The organism is Empedobacter sp. GD03797 (genome assembly GCF_029842105.1).
In the GTDB taxonomy this organism is placed as follows: Bacteria; Bacteroidota; Bacteroidia; order Flavobacteriales; family Weeksellaceae; genus Empedobacter; species Empedobacter falsenii_C.
The window spans coordinates 33920-56789 of record NZ_JAOCFS010000010.1; the positions used below are offsets into that span (position 1 = coordinate 33920).

Annotated in this window: 17 protein-coding genes and 5 tRNA genes; 6 read left to right on the forward strand and 16 right to left on the reverse strand. The window is 33.3% G+C overall.

Annotated elements, in window-relative coordinates; genetic code table 11:
* Positions 1–221: 221 nt before the first annotated feature.
* From N5D90_RS08725 to N5D90_RS08735, 3 genes are all read right to left on the reverse strand, one after another.
* Positions 222–292: transfer RNA gene (locus N5D90_RS08725), tRNA-Cys, on the reverse strand.
* 52 nt (positions 293–344) lie between these two features.
* The gene (gene folB, locus N5D90_RS08730) at positions 345–701 is read right to left on the reverse strand and encodes a dihydroneopterin aldolase (protein WP_038334989.1); all 357 of its coding nucleotides are present in this window, start codon (positions 699–701) and stop codon (positions 345–347) included.
* A gap of 70 nt (positions 702–771) precedes the next feature.
* Positions 772–1374, reverse strand: coding sequence for a superoxide dismutase (locus N5D90_RS08735; protein ID WP_038334988.1), 603 nt, complete (start codon positions 1372–1374; stop codon positions 772–774).
* Positions 1375–1509: 135 nt separating this feature from the next.
* Here N5D90_RS08735 and N5D90_RS08740 point away from each other — a divergent pair, with 135 nt between their 5' ends.
* On the forward strand, positions 1510–2715 hold the full coding sequence (locus N5D90_RS08740) for a serine hydrolase (RefSeq protein WP_280062198.1): 1206 nt from the start codon (positions 1510–1512) through the stop codon (positions 2713–2715).
* Complete coding sequence (locus tag N5D90_RS08745) at positions 2690–3397, forward strand: 3'-5' exonuclease (RefSeq protein WP_219034027.1); 708 nt, start codon at positions 2690–2692, stop codon at positions 3395–3397. The genes N5D90_RS08740 and N5D90_RS08745 overlap by 26 nt, the downstream gene beginning before the upstream one ends.
* Before the next feature lie 53 nt (positions 3398–3450).
* Here the strand turns inward: N5D90_RS08745 and N5D90_RS08750 are convergent, their stop codons facing one another.
* Positions 3451–4872: a hemolysin family protein gene (locus tag N5D90_RS08750; protein ID WP_280062199.1), complete on the reverse strand. Its 1422-nt coding sequence runs from the start codon at positions 4870–4872 to the stop codon at positions 3451–3453.
* A gap of 178 nt (positions 4873–5050) precedes the next feature.
* On the opposite strand from N5D90_RS08750, the gene N5D90_RS08755 reads away from it, so the two are divergent.
* Entirely contained in the window at positions 5051–6787 is a 1737-nt protein-coding gene (locus N5D90_RS08755) for an ABC transporter ATP-binding protein (RefSeq protein WP_262487867.1), read from the forward strand.
* Between the two features lie 130 nt (positions 6788–6917).
* Here N5D90_RS08755 and N5D90_RS08760 read toward each other — a convergent pair.
* The 5 genes from N5D90_RS08760 to N5D90_RS08780 form a co-directional block, all read right to left on the reverse strand.
* Positions 6918–6989: transfer RNA gene (locus tag N5D90_RS08760), tRNA-Glu, on the reverse strand.
* A gap of 97 nt (positions 6990–7086) precedes the next feature.
* A tRNA-Glu gene (locus N5D90_RS08765) sits at positions 7087–7158 on the reverse strand.
* 286 nt (positions 7159–7444) lie between these two features.
* A tRNA-Glu gene (locus N5D90_RS08770) sits at positions 7445–7516 on the reverse strand.
* Between the two features lie 11 nt (positions 7517–7527).
* Complete coding sequence (gene rpsT / locus N5D90_RS08775) at positions 7528–7782, reverse strand: 30S ribosomal protein S20 (protein WP_038334974.1); 255 nt, start codon at positions 7780–7782, stop codon at positions 7528–7530.
* Between the two features lie 94 nt (positions 7783–7876).
* Positions 7877–7948 (reverse strand) — tRNA-Glu (locus N5D90_RS08780).
* Between the two features lie 218 nt (positions 7949–8166).
* Between N5D90_RS08780 and N5D90_RS08785 the strand changes: the two genes are divergently transcribed.
* On the forward strand, positions 8167–8799 hold the full coding sequence (locus tag N5D90_RS08785; RefSeq protein WP_038334971.1) for a C40 family peptidase: 633 nt from the start codon (positions 8167–8169) through the stop codon (positions 8797–8799).
* A gap of 70 nt (positions 8800–8869) precedes the next feature.
* Here the strand turns inward: N5D90_RS08785 and N5D90_RS08790 are convergent, their stop codons facing one another.
* Genes N5D90_RS08790 through N5D90_RS08805 form a run of 4 tightly spaced genes read right to left on the reverse strand, consistent with a single transcriptional unit; the run spans position 8870 to position 14548 of the window.
* On the reverse strand, positions 8870–9577 hold the full coding sequence (locus tag N5D90_RS08790; protein WP_114998285.1) for a rhomboid family intramembrane serine protease: 708 nt from the start codon (positions 9575–9577) through the stop codon (positions 8870–8872).
* Positions 9577–12144, reverse strand: coding sequence for a DNA gyrase/topoisomerase IV subunit A (locus N5D90_RS08795; protein WP_038335009.1), 2568 nt, complete (start codon positions 12142–12144; stop codon positions 9577–9579). The genes N5D90_RS08790 and N5D90_RS08795 overlap by 1 nt, the downstream gene beginning before the upstream one ends.
* Positions 12145–12148: 4 nt before the next feature.
* A complete protein-coding gene (locus N5D90_RS08800) occupies positions 12149–12655 on the reverse strand; it encodes a hypothetical protein (protein ID WP_147279950.1) in 507 nt (168 codons plus the stop codon).
* Positions 12656–12697: 42 nt separating this feature from the next.
* A complete protein-coding gene (locus N5D90_RS08805) occupies positions 12698–14548 on the reverse strand; it encodes a DNA topoisomerase IV subunit B (RefSeq protein WP_038334963.1) in 1851 nt (616 codons plus the stop codon).
* A 107-nt stretch (positions 14549–14655) separates the two neighbouring features.
* Here N5D90_RS08805 and N5D90_RS08810 point away from each other — a divergent pair, with 107 nt between their 5' ends.
* The gene (locus N5D90_RS08810) at positions 14656–15795 is read left to right on the forward strand and encodes a methionine aminotransferase (RefSeq protein WP_280062200.1); all 1140 of its coding nucleotides are present in this window, start codon (positions 14656–14658) and stop codon (positions 15793–15795) included.
* A 46-nt stretch (positions 15796–15841) separates the two neighbouring features.
* Here N5D90_RS08810 and N5D90_RS08815 read toward each other — a convergent pair whose 3' ends face one another.
* Both N5D90_RS08815 and N5D90_RS08820 read right to left on the reverse strand, forming a co-directional pair.
* Positions 15842–16636, reverse strand: coding sequence for a T9SS-dependent choice-of-anchor J family protein (locus N5D90_RS08815; RefSeq protein WP_114998291.1), 795 nt, complete (start codon positions 16634–16636; stop codon positions 15842–15844).
* 173 nt (positions 16637–16809) lie between these two features.
* Entirely contained in the window at positions 16810–19074 is a 2265-nt protein-coding gene (locus tag N5D90_RS08820) for an aconitate hydratase (protein ID WP_280062201.1), read from the reverse strand.
* A 325-nt stretch (positions 19075–19399) separates the two neighbouring features.
* Here N5D90_RS08820 and N5D90_RS08825 point away from each other — a divergent pair, with 325 nt between their 5' ends.
* On the forward strand, positions 19400–19747 hold the full coding sequence (locus tag N5D90_RS08825) for a hypothetical protein (RefSeq protein ID WP_280062202.1): 348 nt from the start codon (positions 19400–19402) through the stop codon (positions 19745–19747).
* 85 nt (positions 19748–19832) lie between these two features.
* Here N5D90_RS08825 and N5D90_RS08830 read toward each other — a convergent pair whose 3' ends face one another.
* On the reverse strand, positions 19833–22595 hold the full coding sequence (locus tag N5D90_RS08830) for a bifunctional aconitate hydratase 2/2-methylisocitrate dehydratase (RefSeq protein WP_280062203.1): 2763 nt from the start codon (positions 22593–22595) through the stop codon (positions 19833–19835).
* Positions 22596–22870: the final 275 nt, after the last annotated feature.

Here is a 22870-nt window from a genome sequence, read left to right on the forward strand (position 1 = left end):
ACGTTTAAAAGCTAATATGGAGAATCTACGATAGATGTTCCACGAGATCATAAAAAGAGCTATGAGCCAATTATTGTTCCTAAACATCAATCCAAATATGATTCATATTACTATTCATCAAATATAATAAATTATGAAAATAAAACTGAAGCATAAAAAAAGACGTTATGCAAAAAATATGCATAAACGTCTTTTAACTTGTTGATCATCAATTAATCTTGAGGTTCCTAGCGGATTCGAACCGCTGTGGACGGTTTTGCAGACCGCTACCTAGCCTCTCGGTCAAGGAACCATTCCCGTTGTTTTGGATTGCAAATATAGCAATAATTTCAGAAAAAAAAAGTTTAATACGATTTTTCTAAAATAACACTCACTTTTTCTACATGCCCACCAATAGGAGGATTCAGCTTAGATAATTTTACTTTTGCATATGTGACATTCGTAAGTTCCTGACCTATACGATCTAACACTCTTTTGCAAACATGTTCCAAAAGTTTTGAACGAATACCTACTTCTTCCTTCACAATTTTATTTAACGAAACATAATCCAAAGCATCAACCAATTCATCCGATTCTGTTGCTTTCGTAAAGTCTGCATGCGCTTCCAAATCAACCAAATAATCAGAACCAATGCGCGCTTCTTCATCTAAACATCCATGATTCGAATATATTTTTATATTTTCTAAAATAATTACTCCCATAGTCCAAAGATAAAAAAAGACTTGCGTATTTCTACACAAGTCTTGTATTGTTTAATTTTTTTAAACCTTATTATTTTGCAGATGCAAATCTTTCCGCAACTTTATCCCAGTTAATTACAGAGAAGAAAGCCTCGATATAATCAGGACGACGGTTTTGGTAATTTAAGTAATAAGCATGTTCCCAAACATCTAATCCTAAAACTGGAAATCCTTGTACATCAGCAACAGGCATCAAAGTAGAATCTTGATTTGGAGTTGATGTTACAACTAATTTTCCATCTTTTACGATTAACCAAGCCCATCCAGATCCAAAGCGTGTTGCAGCAGCTTTAGAAAACTCATCTTTGAAAGCTTCAAAAGATCCAAAAGCAGCGTTAATTGCATCAGCAACTTCTGCAGTTGGTTGATTAGCACCACCTGGAGTTAAAATTTCCCAGAATAAATTGTGATTGTAGAAACCACCACCATTGTTACGAACAGCTGGTTTGTCAGTTCCTTTTGCTAAAATTTCTTCGATTGTAGCATTTGCTAAATCAGTTCCTTCAATAGCAGCATTCAAGTTATTTGTGTACGCAGCATGGTGTTTGTCATGGTGAATTTCCATTGTTTTTGCGTCAATATGAGGTTCTAATGCATCAAATGCATAAGGTAATTTTGCTAATTCAAAAGCCATAATATTTATTTTTTAGATTTAATTTTCTTGTATAAAGATACACAATAACTCAACAAATATGATTCCGAAATGATAGAATTTTAACATTATTTAATAGTAAAAGCTTATTTTAGTAAAAGATTCTAAATTTTTGAAATGAAAATACTTTGGAAAATAATAAAATGGTTCATCATAATCATTTGTGTATTAATCCTAATTCTTTATGCAACAGGGAATGACTACATTTTTCGTGGCGTAAAATTAACCTATATGAAAGGTGAAAGCACTGCAAATATCAACGATTACAAAGATTTTGATAACAATGTAATTTTGGCAGGTGCACCGCGAGTTTGGCATCAACATTTAGATTATAATCAATTTCCGTTGTCAGCTAACTTCGAAAAGGAGATGAACGATTTCGGAACTGCTGGATTGGTTATTATAAAAGATAATCAAATTTTGAGCGAATATTATTTTAATGGATATGCGCAAAATGATATTACCAATTCTTTTTCGATGGCGAAAACATTCACAACAATGATGTTGGGAAAAGCGATTGAACAAGGTTATATCAAAGGTTTAGATCAAAAAATAACAGATTTCATTCCTGAATTTAAAGATGATAAATTTGGAGCTGAATGTACCGTTGGCGATTTATCTGCGATGACATCTGGTTATGATTGGGACGAAGATTATTATTTCCCACTCAATCCTACTGCTAAAGCGTATTATGGTGATGATATCGTTAAACAAATGTTAGATCGAAAATTTGTTTCTCAACCTGGCGGACATTTCAAATATCAATCGAGTGACACGCAATTATTAGGAATTGTGATTGAACGCGCAGTGAAAAATAAATCGTTATCGCAATATTTTCAAGAAGAATTTTGGCAACCAATGGGTATGGAATTAGATGCTCAATGGTCGAAAGATAATCCGAAAGGAATGGAGAAAACCTATTGTTGCTTCAATGCGACAGCGCGAGATTTTGCCAAACTTGGGCAATTATTATTGAATGATGGAAATTGGTACGGAAAACAAATTTTGGATTCAGCATTTGTTCAGAAAATGGTTTTACCAAACAAAAAAGCATTCGGACCAAATGAGCCACAAATTTATGGTTATTCAGTTTGGATGGATTACAATTACAAAACGCCTTTTTATGCAATGTTAGGACATTTGGGACAACGTATCATTGTAATTCCTTCAGAAAAATTAGTTATTGTTCGAACTGGAAAAACGCATAATGATCAACCAAACAATCATCCAATTGCAGATGGCGATGTTTACCGATTGGTAGACGAAGCAATGCGAATTAATCAAAAAGTGAAAGAAAATGATCCAACGAATTCCTTACAGTAAAATATTATTTTTAGATATCGAAACGGTTCCACAAACCGATGATTGGAATCTTTTGTCTGAAAGAACACAAGCTCTTTGGGAAAAGAAAACAGCTTATCAACGCAATAATAATGAAATTTCTCCTGAAGAATTTTACCACGAACGTGCTGGAATTATGGCTGAATTTGGAAAAATTGTATGCATTTCAGTCGGAATTGTAGTTAAAGATTCTTTTATTCATATCAAAAGTTTTTATGGTCACGACGAAAAGAAATTGTTAGAAGATTTTAATTCAATGTTGATTGAAAATTTTTTCAAGCCTGATCATATTTTATGTGCACACAACGGAAAAGAGTTTGATTTTCCGTACATCGCTCGCCGAATGATGATTAATCAAATTGAAATTCCAGCTATTTTGCAATTATTTGGTAAAAAGCCATGGGAAGTTCAGCATTTGGATACAATGGAATTATGGAAATTTGGCGATTACAAGAACTTTACATCGTTAGATTTATTGGCAAATGTTTTCGAAATTCCAACACCAAAAGATGATATCGATGGTTCACAAGTTGCACGAGTTTATTACGATGAAAACAATGTAGAACGCATCAAAGATTATTGTGAAAAAGATGTTGTAACCTTGATTAATGTTTTCCGAAAAATGCGTTACGATCAACCTTTACAACGAAAAGAAGATATATAAAAACGAAAAAAATCCGCTCATTAGCGGATTTTTTATTCTATATTTTCTAATGATTAATTTTCATCATCTTCGGCTGAATCTGGTTCATCGCGAAAGTTTTCAATCAATTCATCTTTCACTTTCAATTGAACTTGCTCAACAGAATTTCGGTACATTTTGATAATTGTTCCTGTATATTCTTCCAAATCAATCAAATCTCCTTCCGTTAATTCTTTATCAGGATAACATTCAGAAATCAATCCAGCCAACGTATCATAATGTTCACTTTCTTCGAATCTAAACGGTACTAAACGATTAATATCGCTTATCGCGTTGTGTGCATTTATATTATAAACACCTTCAGAAACACGAGAAACTATCGGATCTTCGTTATCATATTCGTCTTGAATTTCTCCAACCAACTCCTCCAAAATATCTTCCATCGAAACAATTCCTGCAACTTCACCAACTTCATTTGTTACAATTGCAATTTGCATATGTTTTTTCTGAAATTGTTTCATTACATTCTTAATCAATGCATTTTCTGAGATAAAAATTGGCTCTCGCAACAATCCTTCAATTTCAGTTTGATTTGGATTTTCCAATAATTGCTTGATTAAATCCTTAGCGTAAATGATACCTTTTATATTATCAAATTCTTCTTCGTAAACAGGATAACGCGAATAACCTTCATTAATCGCATAATCTAATGCATCTTTTACAGAAGTATTAATATTAATTGCAGAAACATTTTTTCGTAAAGTTTGAATATTCATCACACGACGATCATCAAACTCAAACACATTTTGAATTAAATTACGTTCAGATTCCTCAATTGCTCCACCTTCAGAACTTTCTGTAATAATCATTTTCAACTCTTCTTCTGTGTGAATTTCACCTCCATGAATAGGATGAATTCCAACCGCACGCAAAATAACAGTTGCAAAACCATTCATTAACACAATAAGCGGTTTGAAAACAAAATAAAATGCACGAAGTGGCCAAGCTACTGTAAAAGTAGTTTTTGTTGGATACTGAATTGCGATAGATTTCGGTGCTAATTCACCAAAAACAATGTGCAAAATGGTAATGATAACGAAAGCTGCTGGAAACGCAACATTATGCGCAATCGCTGTCCAAGAAGGAGAAGTTAAACCAACTACTTCAAAAAGTTTTACGATTACAGGCGTTAAAGAGCTTTCTCCAACCCAACCAAGACCAAGCGAAGCTAATGTAATACCTAACTGTGTTGCGGCAAGATAAGAATCTAAATGATTAACGATTCGTTTTGCAGCATTTGAAGTTCTTTCGTTAATATCTTGATTAACTTCAATTTGTGACGAACGTACTTTTACAATTGCAAACTCGGCTGCAACGAAAAAACCATTTAATAAAACAAGGAAAATTGTAAGCAAAAGTTTTGCTACAGAAATTTCATCGGCGACATTGTGATTAGCGACTAAAAACAATGTCGAAATCTGGGAGTATGTATCCATTCTTCGAATTTAAAAGACTGACTTGTTATAAGTTTTTATAAGTCAGTAAATCAATACATCTAAATTAATAAAAAAAAATTAAAAATCACAACGTTTTGATTCGTAGCAAAATTACAAAATTTATAAATACAAAATCTTAGAAATTATTGATTCGAGAAAATGATTAAAAAATCACTAAATTTCCACTTCATTTACCAAGCAACAATTTGCCATGCAAAAGCAAGATTTACATTATATTATCGAGGTCAAAAATTTATCAATTTCTTTTGGAGATAAACAAGTTCTGAATAACATCAATTTCAAAGTAGAACAAGGTGATACATTAGGAATTGTTGGAGAATCTGGATCTGGAAAGTCGTTAACTTCATTAGCTATTATGGGTTTATTGTCTCCTAATGCGATAATTCATCCCGAAAGTGAAATTCTTTTTCGTCAAGATGATAAAATGATAGATTTGCTTAAACTTTCACCTAAAGAACTGGAAGAAATAAGAGGAAATGAAATCGGAATGATTTTTCAAGAACCGATGACTTCTCTAAATCCAAGTTTGCGTTGCGGAGAACAAGTGGAGGAAGCGATTCGTTTGCATCAAAATTTATCGAAAGAAGAAGCTAAAAAGAAAGTTCTTCATCTTTTTGAACAAGTGAAATTACCAAATCCCGAACGTATTTATAAAGCTTATCCACACGAATTATCTGGTGGTCAAAAGCAACGTGTAATGATTGCAATGGCGATTTCTTGCGAACCAAAATTATTGATTGCAGATGAACCAACAACTGCTTTGGACGTTACGGTACAAAAAGCGACGTTAGATTTGTTGAAAGAATTACAAGAAAAAAATAACATGAGCATGTTGTTTATTTCTCACGATTTGGGCGTGATTGCGAATGTTTGTGAAGAAGTTTTGGTGATGTTTCGTGGTGATGTTGTGGAACAAGGAAATGTAGAAACAATTTTTAATCATCCGAAAGAAAATTATACAAAAGGATTAATTGCTTGTCGACCTCGACTGGATGAACGCGCGAAACGTTTACCTACGGTAAAAGACTTCTTAGAAAATCCAAATTTCGAAACTGAGATCTATACAGAAGAAGAACGCGAAGCTTTTCACGAAAAAATTTATGCAAATCCTCCAATTTTAGAGGTTAAGAATTTGAAGAAATATTTCTATCCATCAACTTTATTTGGAAATGCAACCATCCCGAATGTAAAAGCTGTCGATGATATTTCGTTCAAAGTTTATCCAGGCGAAACAATGGGCTTGGTTGGCGAATCGGGTTCTGGAAAAACAACCTTGAGTAGAACGGTTTTGTTATTAGAAAAGCCAACTGCTGGCGAAATTTATTATAATGGTATAGATATTACGAAACTGAAAAAAGAGGAAATTCGTAAATTAAGAAGAGAAATTCAGATTATTTTTCAAGATCCATATTCAAGTTTGAATCCCCGACAAACCGTTGCGCAAATTATTACGGAGCCAATGCAAGTGCATAAAATTGGTCAGAATAAATCGGAACGATTACAAACGGCTTCATCTCTTTTGCAAAAAGTAGGTTTATCAGATCAAGATTTGAACAAATATCCGCACGAATTTTCTGGTGGACAACGTCAACGTATCGGGATTGCTCGTGCTTTGGCTTTAAATCCTAAATTTATCATTTGTGATGAATCTGTTTCTGCGTTGGATGTTTCTGTTCAGGCGCAAGTTTTGAATTTATTAAATGATTTGAAAACCGAATTTGGTTTTACCTATATATTTATCTCGCACGATTTGGCGGTTGTAAAATATATGAGTGATCAATTATTGGTGATGCAACACGGAGAAATGAAAGAATTGGACGATGCAGACAAGGTTTATGCGCATCCGACAACAAACTATACCAAAGAATTGATAGAAGCGATTCCAAAGCTATAAAAGGAATCTGTATAAAAGCAAAAAGCGTTTGAAGTTTATTTCCTCAAACGCTTTTTTATTGATCGCAATAAATCAATATAAACTAAACTATTTCAAAATAAAAAAGCATTCAAATCTGAATGCTTTTTTGTAGTCCCTAGGGGAATCGAACCCCTCTTTCTAGAATGAAAATCTAGTGTCCTAACCGATAGACGAAGGGACCTCCTTTCGTATTATTGTGGTGCAAAAATAAACGTTTATTTTTTATTACCAAACAATTTTCGAAAATTTTATACTATTTTTTTAATCAAGTCAAATTGTAGTCCCTAGGGGAATCGAACCCCTCTTTCTAGAATGAAAATCTAGTGTCCTAACCGATAGACGAAGGGACCACTTAATATGAATTAATTAATTCGAATATTCTTTATTTTGAATGAACGTCATTTTGTGTTGGGAGTTGTAGAAAAGTCGATGTATAATTCTAATAATTTGAACCAAGTTGAATTATACAGCGACATTTTCATTCCCGATTAATCATCTAAACATTATGATTAACCTTTACAAACAAAACACAAAAAACAATTTCCTTTACACAGTATTCTACTGGTTGTTTAAAAAATCAACAACTATGAACAAGGAAAAAAAAGATTGCAATAATGCAATCCATCTATTAATTTGTAGTCCCTAGGGGAATCGAACCCCTCTTTCTAGAATGAAAATCTAGTGTCCTAACCGATAGACGAAGGGACCACTTTATTTTATTAAGCTAATCCCGCAATATGTTTCGCTAACTTTGATTTTAAGTTTGAAGCTTTATTCTTGTGAATAATGTTTCTTTTTGCTAACTTATCAATCATTGAAGAAACTTTTGGAAAAACTGTTTCTGCTTCATTTTTATCAGATTCAGATCTTAAAGCTTTAATAGCTGTACGAGCTGATTTGTGATAATATTTATTACGATCGCGTCTTACCGCTGATTGTCTAATTCTTTTTAATGCTGACTTATGATTTGCCATAACTTAAATCTCTTTCTATTTTAGTTCGGCAAAGATATAAACAAATATTTTATCTCGCCAAATTAATTTAATAATTTTCTAAAACACTTTTATGTAGCCCATAGGAGAATCGAACTCCTGTTTCCAGGATGAAAACCTGATGTCCTAACCACTAGACGAATGGGCCGCATGACGGCTTAACCACTTGTTGTGAAAAGCGAGTGCAAATGTAGAACTATTTTTTGAACTTCCAAATTTATTTAAAAGTTTTTTTGAATAGATTTTTGTTAAAAAATGTTAAGGAAGTTAATATTTTGTCAAAACATCTCTTATATATAATGAGTTATATTTTTAACAATTACTTTAGCGGTGCTATTAAAATTTATACAAACGAATACTCAATATATGAAAGCATCGATATTAGGTGTAGCTGCAGTGGTTTGCACGATGTTTATAACATCATGTTCTTCTTTAACCCCAGTTAGTGAAGCTACAGAATATTCTTCGAGAAGTTTCGTACCGAAACCAAGAGCTATTGAAGCTCAAGCTAAAATAATCAATAAACATGCCAATTTAGATGTTACACCAATAGAAATTAACGATGAAGCGAAATCTATGGTTGTGTTAAACAGCGTTTTAGAAGAAACGAATGAATTGTTTGCAGGATTTTTATTAAAAGAAGCAGAAACGTATATTGGTACACCTTACCGATACGGAGGCACAACAAGAAGTGGTATTGATTGTTCTGCCTTTGTTAGAAACGTTTTCGAGACTTTCAATAAAAATTTACCTCGTGTATCTGCAGATCAGGCAAGAGAAGGTTTTACAGTTAGTACAGACGAAGCAAAAGAAGGAGATTTAGTTTTCTTTGCAACAAGAGGTCGCGGTAGAGTTTCGCACGTAGGAATTGTTCATGGAAGAAATAAAGATGGAGTTTTAGAATTTATTCATTCATCTACTTCTCAAGGCGTTATGGTATCTTCTTTAAATGATAGATATTGGGGACCAAAATTCTTATACGTAAAAAGAATATTATAATAATAGTATAATTTCATTATCATATAAAAAAAGCATCAAGTAATCTTGATGCTTTTTTTTGTCTTATTTTTTATTTTCGATGTTCTCTCAAAATCATCACAAACAATACAATTAATGGAACAATCATTCCTAAAATATAATACATATTAATTTGTAAAATTGTTGGATAAAATAATATTGCAGATAATAATCCCACAATCGCGCCACCTAAATGCGCTGAATGCCCGATGTTCCCTAAATTAGTTTTCATTCCATAAACTGAATATCCTAAATATAATATTCCGAAAATCCAAGCTGGAATTGGTAAAGCAAAAAATAATCTTAACTCCATTTCAGGAAAAGCTGCAATTGCAGCAAACAAAATTCCTGTTACTCCGCCTGAAGCTCCTACTGCCGAATAAAAAGTTTCTTTCTTGTGAATCAACAATGACAATAGATTTCCGCCAATAACCGCCGCTAAAAAAACTAAAAGAAACATTCCGTAACCTACATTTAGTTTAGCATTCGAAAAGTCGCCTAATAAAAATCCTTCTGGACTCGCAAAAAATCCGATAACAGGATTTGCAAAAAAGTAAAGAGTTAACATATTGAATAACAAATGAGTGAAATCAACATGTAAAAATCCTGAACTTAAAATTCTATAGTATTCCTTATTATATAATATCGACCCAACTTGGAATTTATATTTTTCAAAAAAAGCTAAATCGTTAAAACCTTTCCAACTTACCAAAACATTTAGTCCAATAACGACTAATGCCACAATAGAGATGTCTCCCATTATTCTTCTATATTTTCTTCTTCATTATTATTCTCCTCGATTGCATCAAATAGCGTCGGCTGCGGCTCTTCTTCTGGTTCTTCCTCTTCTTCTGGCTCTTCGAAAGGAAGCGGTTCCAACACATTAATTTGTTTTAATTTATACGTTGTCAACTGATTTCCTTGCGCTTTAATTCCTTTAACAGTAATAAATTCTTCTAAATTTATCACTTCTGGTTCTTTTTCTAAACCTTTTACTTTCGGGAAAATCAACTCAATAACTGGTAAGTAATCGGTCGAAACAACTTTGATTGATGATTTACCATCTTCTAACGTATAAAAAGCTTGTGGAGAAAACGTATCTTCTAAAAGGAAACGTTTCACAAAATAACGATCTTTTTCTGCATCATAATACACGCAAGAAATCGGTTTTGCAGGTTTCCATTTCTCGATAATCTCTAAATCTTCGTCAAAACGATTACTCAAATCAAACGAAACCAATTTCGCTTCACCTTTTTTATTAATCGTTAAAATTTTATCATCACCTTTGAAAGAACCTAATAAAAGTCCCAATCCATCAGCATTTAGACGTTTTGTATCCGTATCAAACCAAATTTGACGAGGAGCTAAAGTCGAAACTCCTTCCTCTTTCAATTCTACTTTTTTGATTGGATATTTTGTTACTAAATTACCTTTTGATGCACGACCTTTAATCGCTAAATCAGCAAAATTAATATCGAATTTTAACTTTTTGATTCGTTGATGAGTTTTCAGAATAATTGATACAACTTCGGCTTCACCATTTGGATTCGCTGAAAAATACAACACTTCCGAACCTTTGTTACCAGCCGTTAAATCGTATTCTTTGTCTCGCGTAATTCCTGTTACAGCAAAACGTTTTTGATAAGCCGGACCATTTTTACCATCGCGATAAATCAAGTTATAGATAGTACGTTTATCATTTTTGTGCCAAATTCCGACATGAATAATTCCTTTTCCAACAAACGTTTTTGCATCAACTTTTGTCACAATCATCGAACCATCATGTTTGAAAACCACAATATCATCAATATCAGAACATTCGAATAAATATTCATCTTTTTTCAATGAAGTTCCGATAAAACCTTCGTTTCTATCCACATAAAAACGTGTATTTGCAACGGCAACTTTAGTCGCATCAATCGTATCAAATGTTCTAATTTCTGTTTTACGTTCTTTTCCTTTTCCGTATTTTGTCTTTAGATTTTTGAAATAATCAATCGCGTAGTCAATCAAATTTGCTAAATGATGTTTTACATTTTCGATTTTATCTTCTAACGATTCTATGAATTGTTGCGCTTTATCTAAATCAAATTTAGAAATACGTTTGATTCGAATTTCTGTTAAACGTGTAATATCTTCTTCCGTAACTGGACGAACTAAATGCGCAATATGCGGTTTTAATCCTTTATCAATTGCAGAAATTACACCTTCCCATGTTTCTTCTTCTTCGATATCGTGATAAATTCTATTCTCGATAAAAATTCTTTCCAACGAAGAAAAATGCCATTGTTCCTGCAATTCATCTAACTCAATTTCTAATTCTTTTTTCAACAATTCAACTGTATTGTTTGTATTGTGAATTAAAATTTCAGAAACTGTTAAAAATTCAGGTGTTTGCTCATTAATCACACAAGCATTTGGCGAAACAGATATCTCACAATCCGTGAATGCATACAATGCGTCAATCGTTTTATCTGGACTACTTCCCGGAACAAGATGAATTAAAATCTCCACCTCAGCCGCTGTATTATCTTCAATCTTTTTGATCTTGATTTTACCTTTATCATTGGCTTTCAAAACCGAATCAATCAAAGATCCTGTCGTTGTTCCGTAAGGAATTTCCGTAATTTTTAGCGTCGTTTTATCTTCTTGCAAAATCTTTGCACGAATGCGCACTTTACCTCCACGCAATCCATCATTATAGTCAGAAACATCAACCAAACCAGAAGTTAAAAAATCTGGGAAAATTTGAAATTTCTTTCCTTTCAGATGTAAAATTGACGCATCAATTAACTCATTGAAATTATGCGGTAAAATCTTTGTTGACAAACCAACTGCAATTCCTTCAACTCCTTGTGCCAAAAGCAAAGGAAATTTGATTGGAAGATCGATTGGTTCTTTATTTCGACCATCATAAGAAGGTTGCCATTTTGTAGTTTTTGGATTATAGACAACTTCTAACGCAAATTTAGTCAATCGAGCTTCGATATAACGCGACGCAGCCGCTCGGTCACCAGTATAGATATTTCCCCAGTTTCCTTGCATATCGATCAACAATTCTTTTTGACCAATTTGAACCATTGCATCAGAAATCGCCATATCACCATGCGGGTGATATTTCATCGTATTTCCTACAATGTTCGCAACTTTGTTATATCGTCCGTCTTCCAACTCGCGCATTGAATGTAAAATTCTACGCTGAACTGGTTTCAAACCATCATAAATAGATGGAATTGCTCGTTCTAAAATTACATAAGAGGCATAGTCAAGAAACCATTCTTGGTACATACCAGAAACCTTCTTGATGCTCTCTTGATTGTCTTGCATCATGTTAAATAGCTACTTCTACATTGTCTTTGACTACATAATTAGACTCCACAATTTTGTCTAATTCAGTCAAAATAATATTAATATTTCGATTAGAAATAAATGCTAAACGAAATTTGACTTTTATTAAATTAGTTGGATTCTTTTTACTGTCAATATAAAAGACAATACTTTTTGAAAGAATTCCTTTCTGAAATTCGTATTTAATCAATTTATATTTCGGTAAATCGATTTTGTTTGTTTTTGAATCTAAGAAGGATAAAAATCCAACATTCTTCGTTTCAAAAGTTATGGTTTCACCTTTTGTGTCCATCGCAAAAAATTGATTTCCGCTTTTATAGCTTACATATATTAGCAACGCTATAAAAATCGTAACAACATAAGGTGGTATTATGTGATATTTGTGCGGTAAAACACCTGTATACATAATAAGGTTTAGAATGATTAAAATAACGATGGCGAGATTCAGCATTTTGAATAACTGAATCACCTTTTTATTATTTTTCTTCATAATTTAAAATAGGTTTTAGGTTAAGATTGGTTTGGTTTTTATTTAATTTTTAATAGATTCTATGGCTAAATTGTTAATAATAAATTCTTGTCTTGTTGGTGTATTTTTTCCCATGTAAAATTCTAAAAGACTTTCGATGGTTTGATCTTTTCCGATCATTACAGGCTCTAAACGAATATCTTTTCCGATAAAATGCTTGAACTCGTCTGGCGAAATTTCACCTAATCCTTTGAATCGTGTAATTTCAGGATTTTTAACTTCTTCCAACGCTTTTATACGTTCAGGCTCAGAATAACAATAACGTGTTTCCTTTTTATTTCTCACACGAAAAAGTGGCGTTTGCAAAATATACAAATGACCTTCTTTGATCAGTTCTGGGAAAAATTGCAAGAAAAATGTAATAATCAACAAGCGAATATGCATTCCATCAACGTCAGCATCAGTTGCAATTACAACGTTATTATAACGTAAATCTTCTAATCCTTCTTCGATATTTAGCGCCGCTTGCAAAAGATTGAATTCTTCGTTTTCGTAAACGATTTTCTTTGTCAAACCGTACGAATTCAACGGCTTTCCTCTCAAACTAAACACCGCTTGCGTCTCTACACTTCTACTTTTGGTAATCGATCCACTTGCCGAATCTCCCTCGGTAATAAAAATAGTCGTATCTAAACGTAATTCAGCTTTCGGATCGTTATAATGTTGACGACAATCGCGCAATTTCTTGTTATGTAAACTAACTTTTTTCGCTCGATCACGCGCTAATTTTCGAATTCCAGAAAGTTCTTTTCGTTCCGTTTCCGATTGTTTAATCTTACGTTCTAATGCTTGCGCAACTTCTGTATTTTTGTGTAAAAAGTTATCAAGATTTGTTTTGATAAAATCATTAACAAACGTACGAACCGTTGTCATTCCTGGTCCAATTTCATTCGAACCAAGTTTAGTTTTCGTTTGCGATTCAAAAACGGGTTCAATTACTTTGATCGAAATTGCTCCAATAATTGATTTCCTAATATCCGCAGGATCGTAATTTTTGTTATAAAATTCGCGAACCGTTTTCACAACCGCTTCTTTAAAAGCTGTTAAATGCGTTCCTCCTTGCGTTGTATTTTGACCATTCACAAAAGAATAATACGTTTCCGAATATGATTTCGAGCTGTGCGTCATCGCAATTTCGATATCTTCACCTTTCAAATGGATGATATCATAAATCGTTTCTTCCTCGATATTATCTTTCAATAAATCTTTCAAACCATCTTTAGAAAAGAATTCTTCTCCATTAAAAATAATTTTCAATCCTGGATTTAAGTAAACATAGTTTTTCAACATTTTGTCTACATATTCTTTTCTGAATTTAAAATTCAAGAAAATCGATTTGTCTGGAACAAATGTAATTTTAGTTCCTTTTCGCAAAGATGTTTCTTTTTCATCTTCTTGACTGGCTAAAATCCCTTGCTCAAACTCTGCAATACGCGTTTTTCCATCTCGAATAGATTGCACTCGAAACGATGTTGACAACGCATTTACCGCCTTTGTTCCAACACCATTCAAACCAACCGATTTTTTGAAGGCTTGTGAATCATATTTACCACCCGTATTCATCTTAGAAACAGCATCAACCATTTTTCCAAGCGGAATTCCACGACCATAATCACGAACCGTTACCTCATCTTCGCGCAGATTAATTTCGATTGTTTTCCCTGCACCCATCACAAATTCATCGATACAGTTATCTACAATCTCCTTCAACAAAATATAAATTCCATCATCTTGAGACGAACCATCTCCCAGCTTCCCAATATACATCCCAGGTCGCATACGAATATGTTCGCGCCAATCAAGGGTTTTGATATTGTCTTCCGTATAATTTACTTGTTGATCTAATTCTGACATTTGAGTTGTTGAGTGTTAAACGAGTTTTACAAAAATAAGAAAAAAATTCCTAAAAATATTAAGGTTTATTGTTTTGATTTTGAGCAAAAACGACCTAATTTACCAATATGATAAAATCTAAACTACCCAATGTTTCAACAACCATTTTTTCGGTAATGAGTCAATTGGCAAATGAACATCAAGCGATTAATTTGGCGCAAGGTTTTCCAGACTTTAACGCAGATTCTGAATTAATTAGTCGTTTAAATTATTATTCAACACAAAATTACAATCAGTACGCGCCAATGACTGGCGTCGAAAAATTGCGTATGTTACTTTCAGAAAAATATTCTAATCTTTATCAATCTGATTACGATTTTCAGAATGAAATTAACATTACGAGTGGCGCAAGTCAAGCAATTTTTAATGTTATTTCTACATTAATTCATCCAAATGATGAAGTGATTATTTTTGAACCTGCTTACGATTTATATCAACCAACTATCGAATTATTTGGAGGAAAAATTGTTCCAATTCAGCTAAAATATCCTGAATATTCAATCGATTTTGAAGAATTGAAGCAAAAAATCAATGATAAAACGAAATTAATTATCGTTAATAATCCGAACAATCCAACAGGAAAAATTTTATCCGAAAATGATTTGAAACAATTTGAACAAATCCTAAAAGATTCAAATTGTTATTTACTTGCAGATGAAGTTTATGAGCATATTACATTTGATGGAAAATCGCATCAAAGTTTCGCAAAATTGAAATCGGTAAAAGACAAAGTGTTTATTGTTGGTTCTTTCGGAAAATTATTTCACATTACAGGCTGGAAAATCGGTTACATTTTAGCCGAAAAAGAATTAATGAAAGAGTTTAGAAAATGTCATCAATTTAATACGTTTTCTACCCATACACCATCACAATATGCAATTGCAGATTATTTAGAAAACCCAGATCATTACTTGTATTTGAATGATTTTTTTCAACAAAAAAGAGATTTATTTGTTAAAGGTTTAACTTCAACAAATTTTGAAGTTTTGCCTTGTGAAGGAACTTATTTTGTAAGTGCAAATTATGCTAAAATAAGTGATTTACCTGATGATGAATTTGCAAAACAGTTAACCATCAAAAATAAAGTTGCAACGATACCAATTTCGGCATTTTACCATGATAAAACAGATAACAAAGTCATTCGATTTTGTTTTGCTAAAAAGGATGAAACACTTTTAATGGCTTTAGAAAATTTGAAGAATTTGTAGAAAAATAAAACGAGCCCTATTTCTAAAGCTCGTTTTTACAATTTTATTATTTTACAATTTTTCTTGAAATAACATTATCTCCAGAATAGAAATTAACGATATAAATTCCTTTTGGTAAAGCGGAAATATTCGCCTCTGATTGATTTACCTCTCTAACAAGATTACCTGACATATCAAATATTTTAATTTTTTTGACATCGTTTATTCCTGAAACTTTAACCAATCCATTATCTTGATAAACAGAAATAGTTGATTTATTAAGATCAGAAGTTGCTAATTTTTCTTGCGTGACTTTTACATCATCTAAACCAATGTATAAAATATCTGTACATTTATAATGTCTGAATACCAATTGAACATCTTGTCCAGCATATTTTGAAATATCTACATTAACTGTCTTAGCAACATCAAAATATCCAGCATCTAATGTTTCTTCAAAAGCTGCTGTTTCTGTACCAGTAAAAGTTGAATTTGCAGAAATTACATAAACCGCGTAATGTTCTTCAAAAAAACCTTCTTCATTATCTGCTGCAGAAACCTTAAAAGTCAATTCTGTTTTGTTTCCTTCAGGAATTTTAAAAACTGGACTTGTTAATGTATTATCAGGTGTTAAAGCCTCAAAAAACCATGACCAAGACCAAGCAAAAGAACCACTAAAAGAAGGAGTTTCAGCTTCTGCAGCATCTACAAACTCCCAAGTATCTTCGTCTCCATCTAATTCTCCAATCGTCCACAATGCTTGTCTTTCTGGGGTATCAAAGTTTTCTTCAAAAACGATTGTTTGTGCAAAAAGTTGAGGAGTCAAAAATAGACATCCTATAAAAAATAAATTTTTAATCATATTATTATGTGTTTAACTGTAAACTTAATAATTCAACAACAACAAACATAAAAAATTAAGAAAAAAGTAACTATTTTTAAATATTATTCAATTTTAAATAGGAAAAAATATTTTTAATAAAAAAAGCCGATGTATTTCTAGATCGGCTTTTACTTTTATAATTGAATTAATTATTACGCTTGTTGCGCTTTAATTAAATTTAATGCTGATCCAGCTTTGAACCATTCAATTTGTTGTGCATTGTATGTATGATTTGCAACAACTAAATCTTTCGATCCATCTGCATGAACAAACTCGATTGTCAAAGGTTTTCCAGGCGCAAATTCTGTTAAGTCTATAAAGTTGATTGTATCATCTTCTTGTACTTTATCATAATCTGCTTTGTCCGCAAATGTCAACGCTAACATTCCTTGCTTTTTAAGATTTGTTTCATGGATACGTGCAAAAGAACGTACCAATACTGCTACAGCACCTAAATGACGCGGTTGCATTGCAGCATGCTCACGAGAAGAACCTTCTCCGTAGTTTTCGTCACCAACAATTACAGAAGGCACACCTGCCGCTTTATATGCACGTGCAGTGTCTGGAACTGGTCCGTATTCTCCTGTTAATTGATTTTTAACTGAATTAGTTTCTTGGTTGAATGCATTTACAGCACCAATCAACGTGTTATTCGAAATATTATCTAAGTGTCCACGGAAACGTAACCAAGGTCCAGCCATAGAAATATGGTCAGTTGTACATTTACCAAATGCTTTTATTAATAATTTAGCTCCAATAATATTTTCACCATTCCAAGGTTTGAAACCTTCTAATAATTGTAAACGCTCAGAATTTGGATTTACGATCACTTCTACACGAGAACCGTCTTCAACTGGTGCTTGATATCCATTATCTTCGTAAGCATAACCTTTTGTTGGTAATTCCTCTCCTTTTGGAGCATCTAACATTACTTCTTCACCAAATTTATTGATTAATTTATCTGTTAATGGATTAAAATCTAAACGTCCAGAAATTGCAATAGCCGCAACCATTTCAGGTGATGTTACGAAAGCATATGTATTTGGATTTCCGTCCGCACGTTTTTTGAAGTTACGGTTGAATGAGTGAACGATTGTATTTTTTTCTTCTTTATCCGCTCCTTCACGATCCCATTGACCAATACAAGGTCCACAAGCATTTGTAAAGATAACTGCATCTAAATCCTCGAAAGTTTTTAATAAACCATCACGATCAGCAGTATAACGAACGACCTCTGAACCTGGATTAATTCCGAAAGATGATTTTGCTTCTAAACCTTTGTCTAAAGCTTGTTGCGCAATCGAAGCAGCACGCGTCAAATCTTCGTAAGAAGAGTTTGTACAAGAACCGATTAATCCCCATTCAACATCTAAAGGCCAACCATTTGCTGCTGCAGTTTCTTTCATTTTAGAAACCGGTGTCATTAAATCTGGCGTAAAAGGACCATTCAAACGAGGCTCTAATTCAGATAAGTTGATTTCAATTAATTGATCATAGAAGTTTTCTGGATTTGCATAAACTTCATCATCCGAACGTAAATAAGATTTGTGAGCATTTGCAGCATCTGCTACATCATTACGATCAGTTGCTCTTAAATATCTTTCTGAAGCATCATCATAAGCGAAGATTGAAGTTGTTGCTCCAATTTCTGCACCCATGTTACAAATTGTTCCTTTACCTGTTGCAGATAAAGACTCAGCTCCTTCTCCAAAATACTCTACAATTGCTCCTGTTCCACCTTTTACAGTTAAACGTCCAGCAACTTCTAAGATAACGTCTTTTGGAGCAGCCCAACCAGATAATTTACCTGTTAATTTAACTCCGATTAATTTTGGCATTTTTAATTCCCAAGCCATTCCAGACATTACATCAACAGCATCGGCACCACCAACACCAATTGCTACCATTCCTAATCCACCTGCATTTGGCGTGTGAGAATCGGTACCAATCATCATTCCTCCTGGAAATGCATAGTTTTCTAATACTACTTGGTGAATAATTCCTGCACCTGGTTTCCAGAATCCAATTCCATATTTATTCGAAACTGATTCTAAGAAATTAAATACTTCTGATGATTTATTGATTGCTTCTTGCAAATCGGTTTTTGCCCCAACTTTAGCCTGAATCAAGTGATCACAGTGAACCGTAGAAGGAACAGCCGTTTTGGTTTTTCCAGCTTGCATAAATTGCAACAAAGCCATTTGAGCAGTTGCATCTTGCATTGCTACACGATCTGGCGCAAAATCTACATAAGATTCTCCTCTAGTATACGCTTGCGTTGGTTTTCCGTCAAACAAGTGAGCATATAAAATTTTCTCTGAGTACGTTAAAGGTCGACCTACGATAGTTTTCGCAGCATCTACTCGTTCTTGCATTTTGGCATAAACGCCTTTAATCATATTTATATCAAATGCCATAATAATTGATTTATTTAATTGGTTTTAATTTATCAAAAAACATACCCCAATATACTGAATTATTTAATATTTAACGTGTATAAATGGTTAATAACCTTATTTAAATCAATTCTAACTTATTTAGTTGCAACATCATAATTTGATTTAAGGAAATACAAGCTATTTTGCTTAAGACAGAATTGATGACTCCAAAAAACATTAAAATCTGTAGTCATTCTGTAGATATTTCTTCAAAAGGACGTAGTGAATTTGTAGTTGATTAATGTTTTGAAAAGATAATATTTTCGAAGAAATTTGACTTATCAACCTAAAAAATTAATTCAACATGATAATATTTGGAACACGTTCTGGAAAGCTCAAATCCCCACAAACAAAAGCCGATAATTGCAATTATTGTCAAACAAATGAAAGCGTTTGGTATTATTTCTTTCAACGATATATTCATATTTTCTGGATTCCGGTAATTCCGATTGGTAAAACTGGTTCAAGCGTTTGCGGACATTGTAAGCAAGTTCTATCAGTGAATGAAATGTCTGAAAATCAAAAACAAGAATTTTTAAAAATTAAGAAAGATTTAAAAACGCCTTTCGGATACAAAATAGTTCTAATCCTACTCGCTGGATTGATTGTCTTACCATTTTTGATAGGATTATTTCAAAACATTTTCAAATAGAACCATTTTATCAACCATAAATTTATGTCACGAAAAAGGCTAACACCGAAATGTTAGCCTTTAATATATCATTTTCTACGAACAATTAGTTCATTGAAATTGGTTTAAATTTTGTTAAGTTGATACCTTCTACAGCAGCTTTATATTCTTCAATATTAGGAATGCGTCCTAAAATCGCTGATAAAACAACTACCGGAGTTGATGCTAATAAAGATTCTCCTTTTTTACCATCGCGGTCTTCAACCACACGACCTTGGAATAAACGTGTAGATGTTGCCATTACTGTATCTCCTTTTTCTGCTTTTTCTTGGTTACCCATACATAAGTTACAACCAGGACGTTCTAAGTACATAATGTTTTCGTATTCTGTACGAGCAGTAGATTTTGGTAATAAGTCGCTAAACTCAAATCCTGAGTATTTTTGCAACATTTCCCAATCACCTTCCGCTTTCAATTCGTCGATAATGTTGTAAGTAGGCGCCGCAACAACTAAAGGAGCCTTGAATTCCACTTTACCATTCGCTTTTTCTACATTACGTAACATTTGAGAAACGATTTTTAAATCGTCTTTGTGAACCATACAAGATCCTACGAAACCTAAATCTACGTGTTTATCACCACCGTAGTAAGTTAAATCGCGGATTGTATCGTGTGTATAACGTTTAGAAACATCAGCATTGTTTACGTCTGGATCGGCAATCATTGGCTCTTCGATAATATCTAAGTCGATTACAACTTCTGCGTAATATTTTGCATTTGCATCTGGCGTTAAAGCAGGTTTAGCACCCGATTTAATTTCTTCGATACGTTTGTTTGCTTTATCGATTAATCCTTGTAATACTTGGTTTTTATTGTCCATTCCTTTCTCGATCATGATTTGGATACGAGATTTAGCAATTTCTAACGATTGGATTAATGTATCATCTTGAGAAATACAGATAGATGCTTTCGCTTTCATTTCTGCAGTCCAGTCTGTAAATGTAAACGCTTGATCCGCTAATAATGTACCGATGTGTACCTCGATGATACGACCTTGGAATACATTCTCACCATCAAATTGTTTCAACATTTGCGCTTGAGTAGCGTGTACTACATCACGGAAATCCATGTGTTGTTTCATCTCTCCTTTGAATGTTACTTTTACAGATTCTGGAATTGGCATAGACGCTTCACCAGTTGCTAAAGCTAAAGCTACTGTACCTGAATCGGCACCGAAAGCAACACCTTTAGACATACGTGTATGTGAGTCACCACCAATGATAATCGCCCATTCGTCGATTGTAATATCATTTAAAACTTTGTGGATAACGTCCGTCATTGCATGATATTCACCTTTAGGGTCACGCGCTGTAATTACACCGAAATCATTCATAAATTTCATCAATTTAGGAATATTAGCTTGCGCTTTTTTATCCCAAACTGAAGCTGTGTGACATCCTGATTGATAAGCACCATCTACTGTTGGAGCGATCACTGTAGCAGCCATTGCTTCTAACTCTTGCGATGTCATCAAACCAGTTGTATCCTGAGAACCTACGATGTTTACTTTAACACGAACGTCAGAACCAGCATGTAAAACTTTTCCTGGAGTAGATCCTACTGCATTATTATTGAAGATTTTTTCAACTGCAGTTAAACCTTGACCATCATTTGAAATCTCTTTTGAAGGAGCGAAAACTGTTGGAGCTTCGATACCTAAAGTTTGAGCAGCAAATGTTTGGATTTTTTTACCAAAAACGATTGCGTAAGAACCACCAGCTTTGATAAATTCCATTTTTTGAGGAGTCAATGATCTTGAAATATCAATTAACTCTCGGTCTCCATTGTATAATTTTTGAGTTTTTGTATTAATTGTTAAAACAGTACCTGTCGCAACTGAATAAACTTCTTCCAAAACAGGATCGCCCGCTTCGTTACGAACTACATCACCGTTTGCATCAACTTGTTTTTTCCAGTTTTTCAAATCGATTCCTATACCTCCTGTTACATCAACAGTAGTTAAGAAAATTGGAGAAATTCCGTTTGTACCTGCAACAATTGGCGCAATATTTACAAAAGGAACATAAGGCGATGCTTGTTTTCCTGTCCATAAAGCCACATTATTCACACCTGACATACGAGAAGAACCAACTCCCATTGTACCTTTTTCAGCGATTAACATCACAGAAGCATCAGGATGTTGCGCTTGTAACTCTTTAATCTCTGCTTGAGCAGCTGGCGTAATCATACATTGACCGTGCAATTCTCTATCAGAACGAGAGTGCGCTTGGTTACCTGGAGATAATAAATCCGTAGAAATATCACCTTCAGCAGCAATGTAAGTCACTACTTTAATTTCTTCTGCAACCGCTGGTAATTCTGTAAAGAATTCCGCTTTTGCATAACTTTCTAAAATATCTTTTGCGATTGCATTTCCTGCTTTAAAAGCATCAGCCAAACGAGCTGTATCTGCATCGTATAAGAAAACTTGTGTTTTAAGAACTTCAGCAGCTTGTTTTGCAATTGCTTCGTCGTTTCCTAAAGCTAAGTCTAAAAGAACCTCGATAGAAGGTCCACCTTTCATGTGAGATAACAATTCGAAAGCATAAGTTGGTGTAATTTCAGCAACTGTAGCTTCTCCTAAAATAATCTCTTTTAAAAATTTTGCTTTTACACCTGCAGCAGAAGTTGTTCCTGGCAATGTGTTATAGATAAAGAATTTAACAGAATCCTCGCGGTATTCGTTGTTAACATCTTTAATTTGATTAATGATTTCACTTAGTAATTCTGCACCATCAATTGGTTTTGGATGTAAACCTTGACCTTTTCTTTCTTCAATCTCGTTAAGATACTCTTGGTAAAGACTCATAATTATCTATCTTTTCTTTTTAATATTAAAGATTGTTTAAAACCAAGCTACTTACACCTGATTTCATCCAATCAAAATGAATTATATAATAACACTTCGCTGTATCGTCACATCTTATGCAAAAATTATTTTCAAAAAAAATCATTTTTGGCATAGGCAACCACTGTTATCAGAATACAAACTAAGTATGTAATTTTTTCGAAGGGTAATTTTTAATCATTTAACTCACACAAACTCAACATACATAAGCATTTGAGTCAGAGTTTTATTCTAAA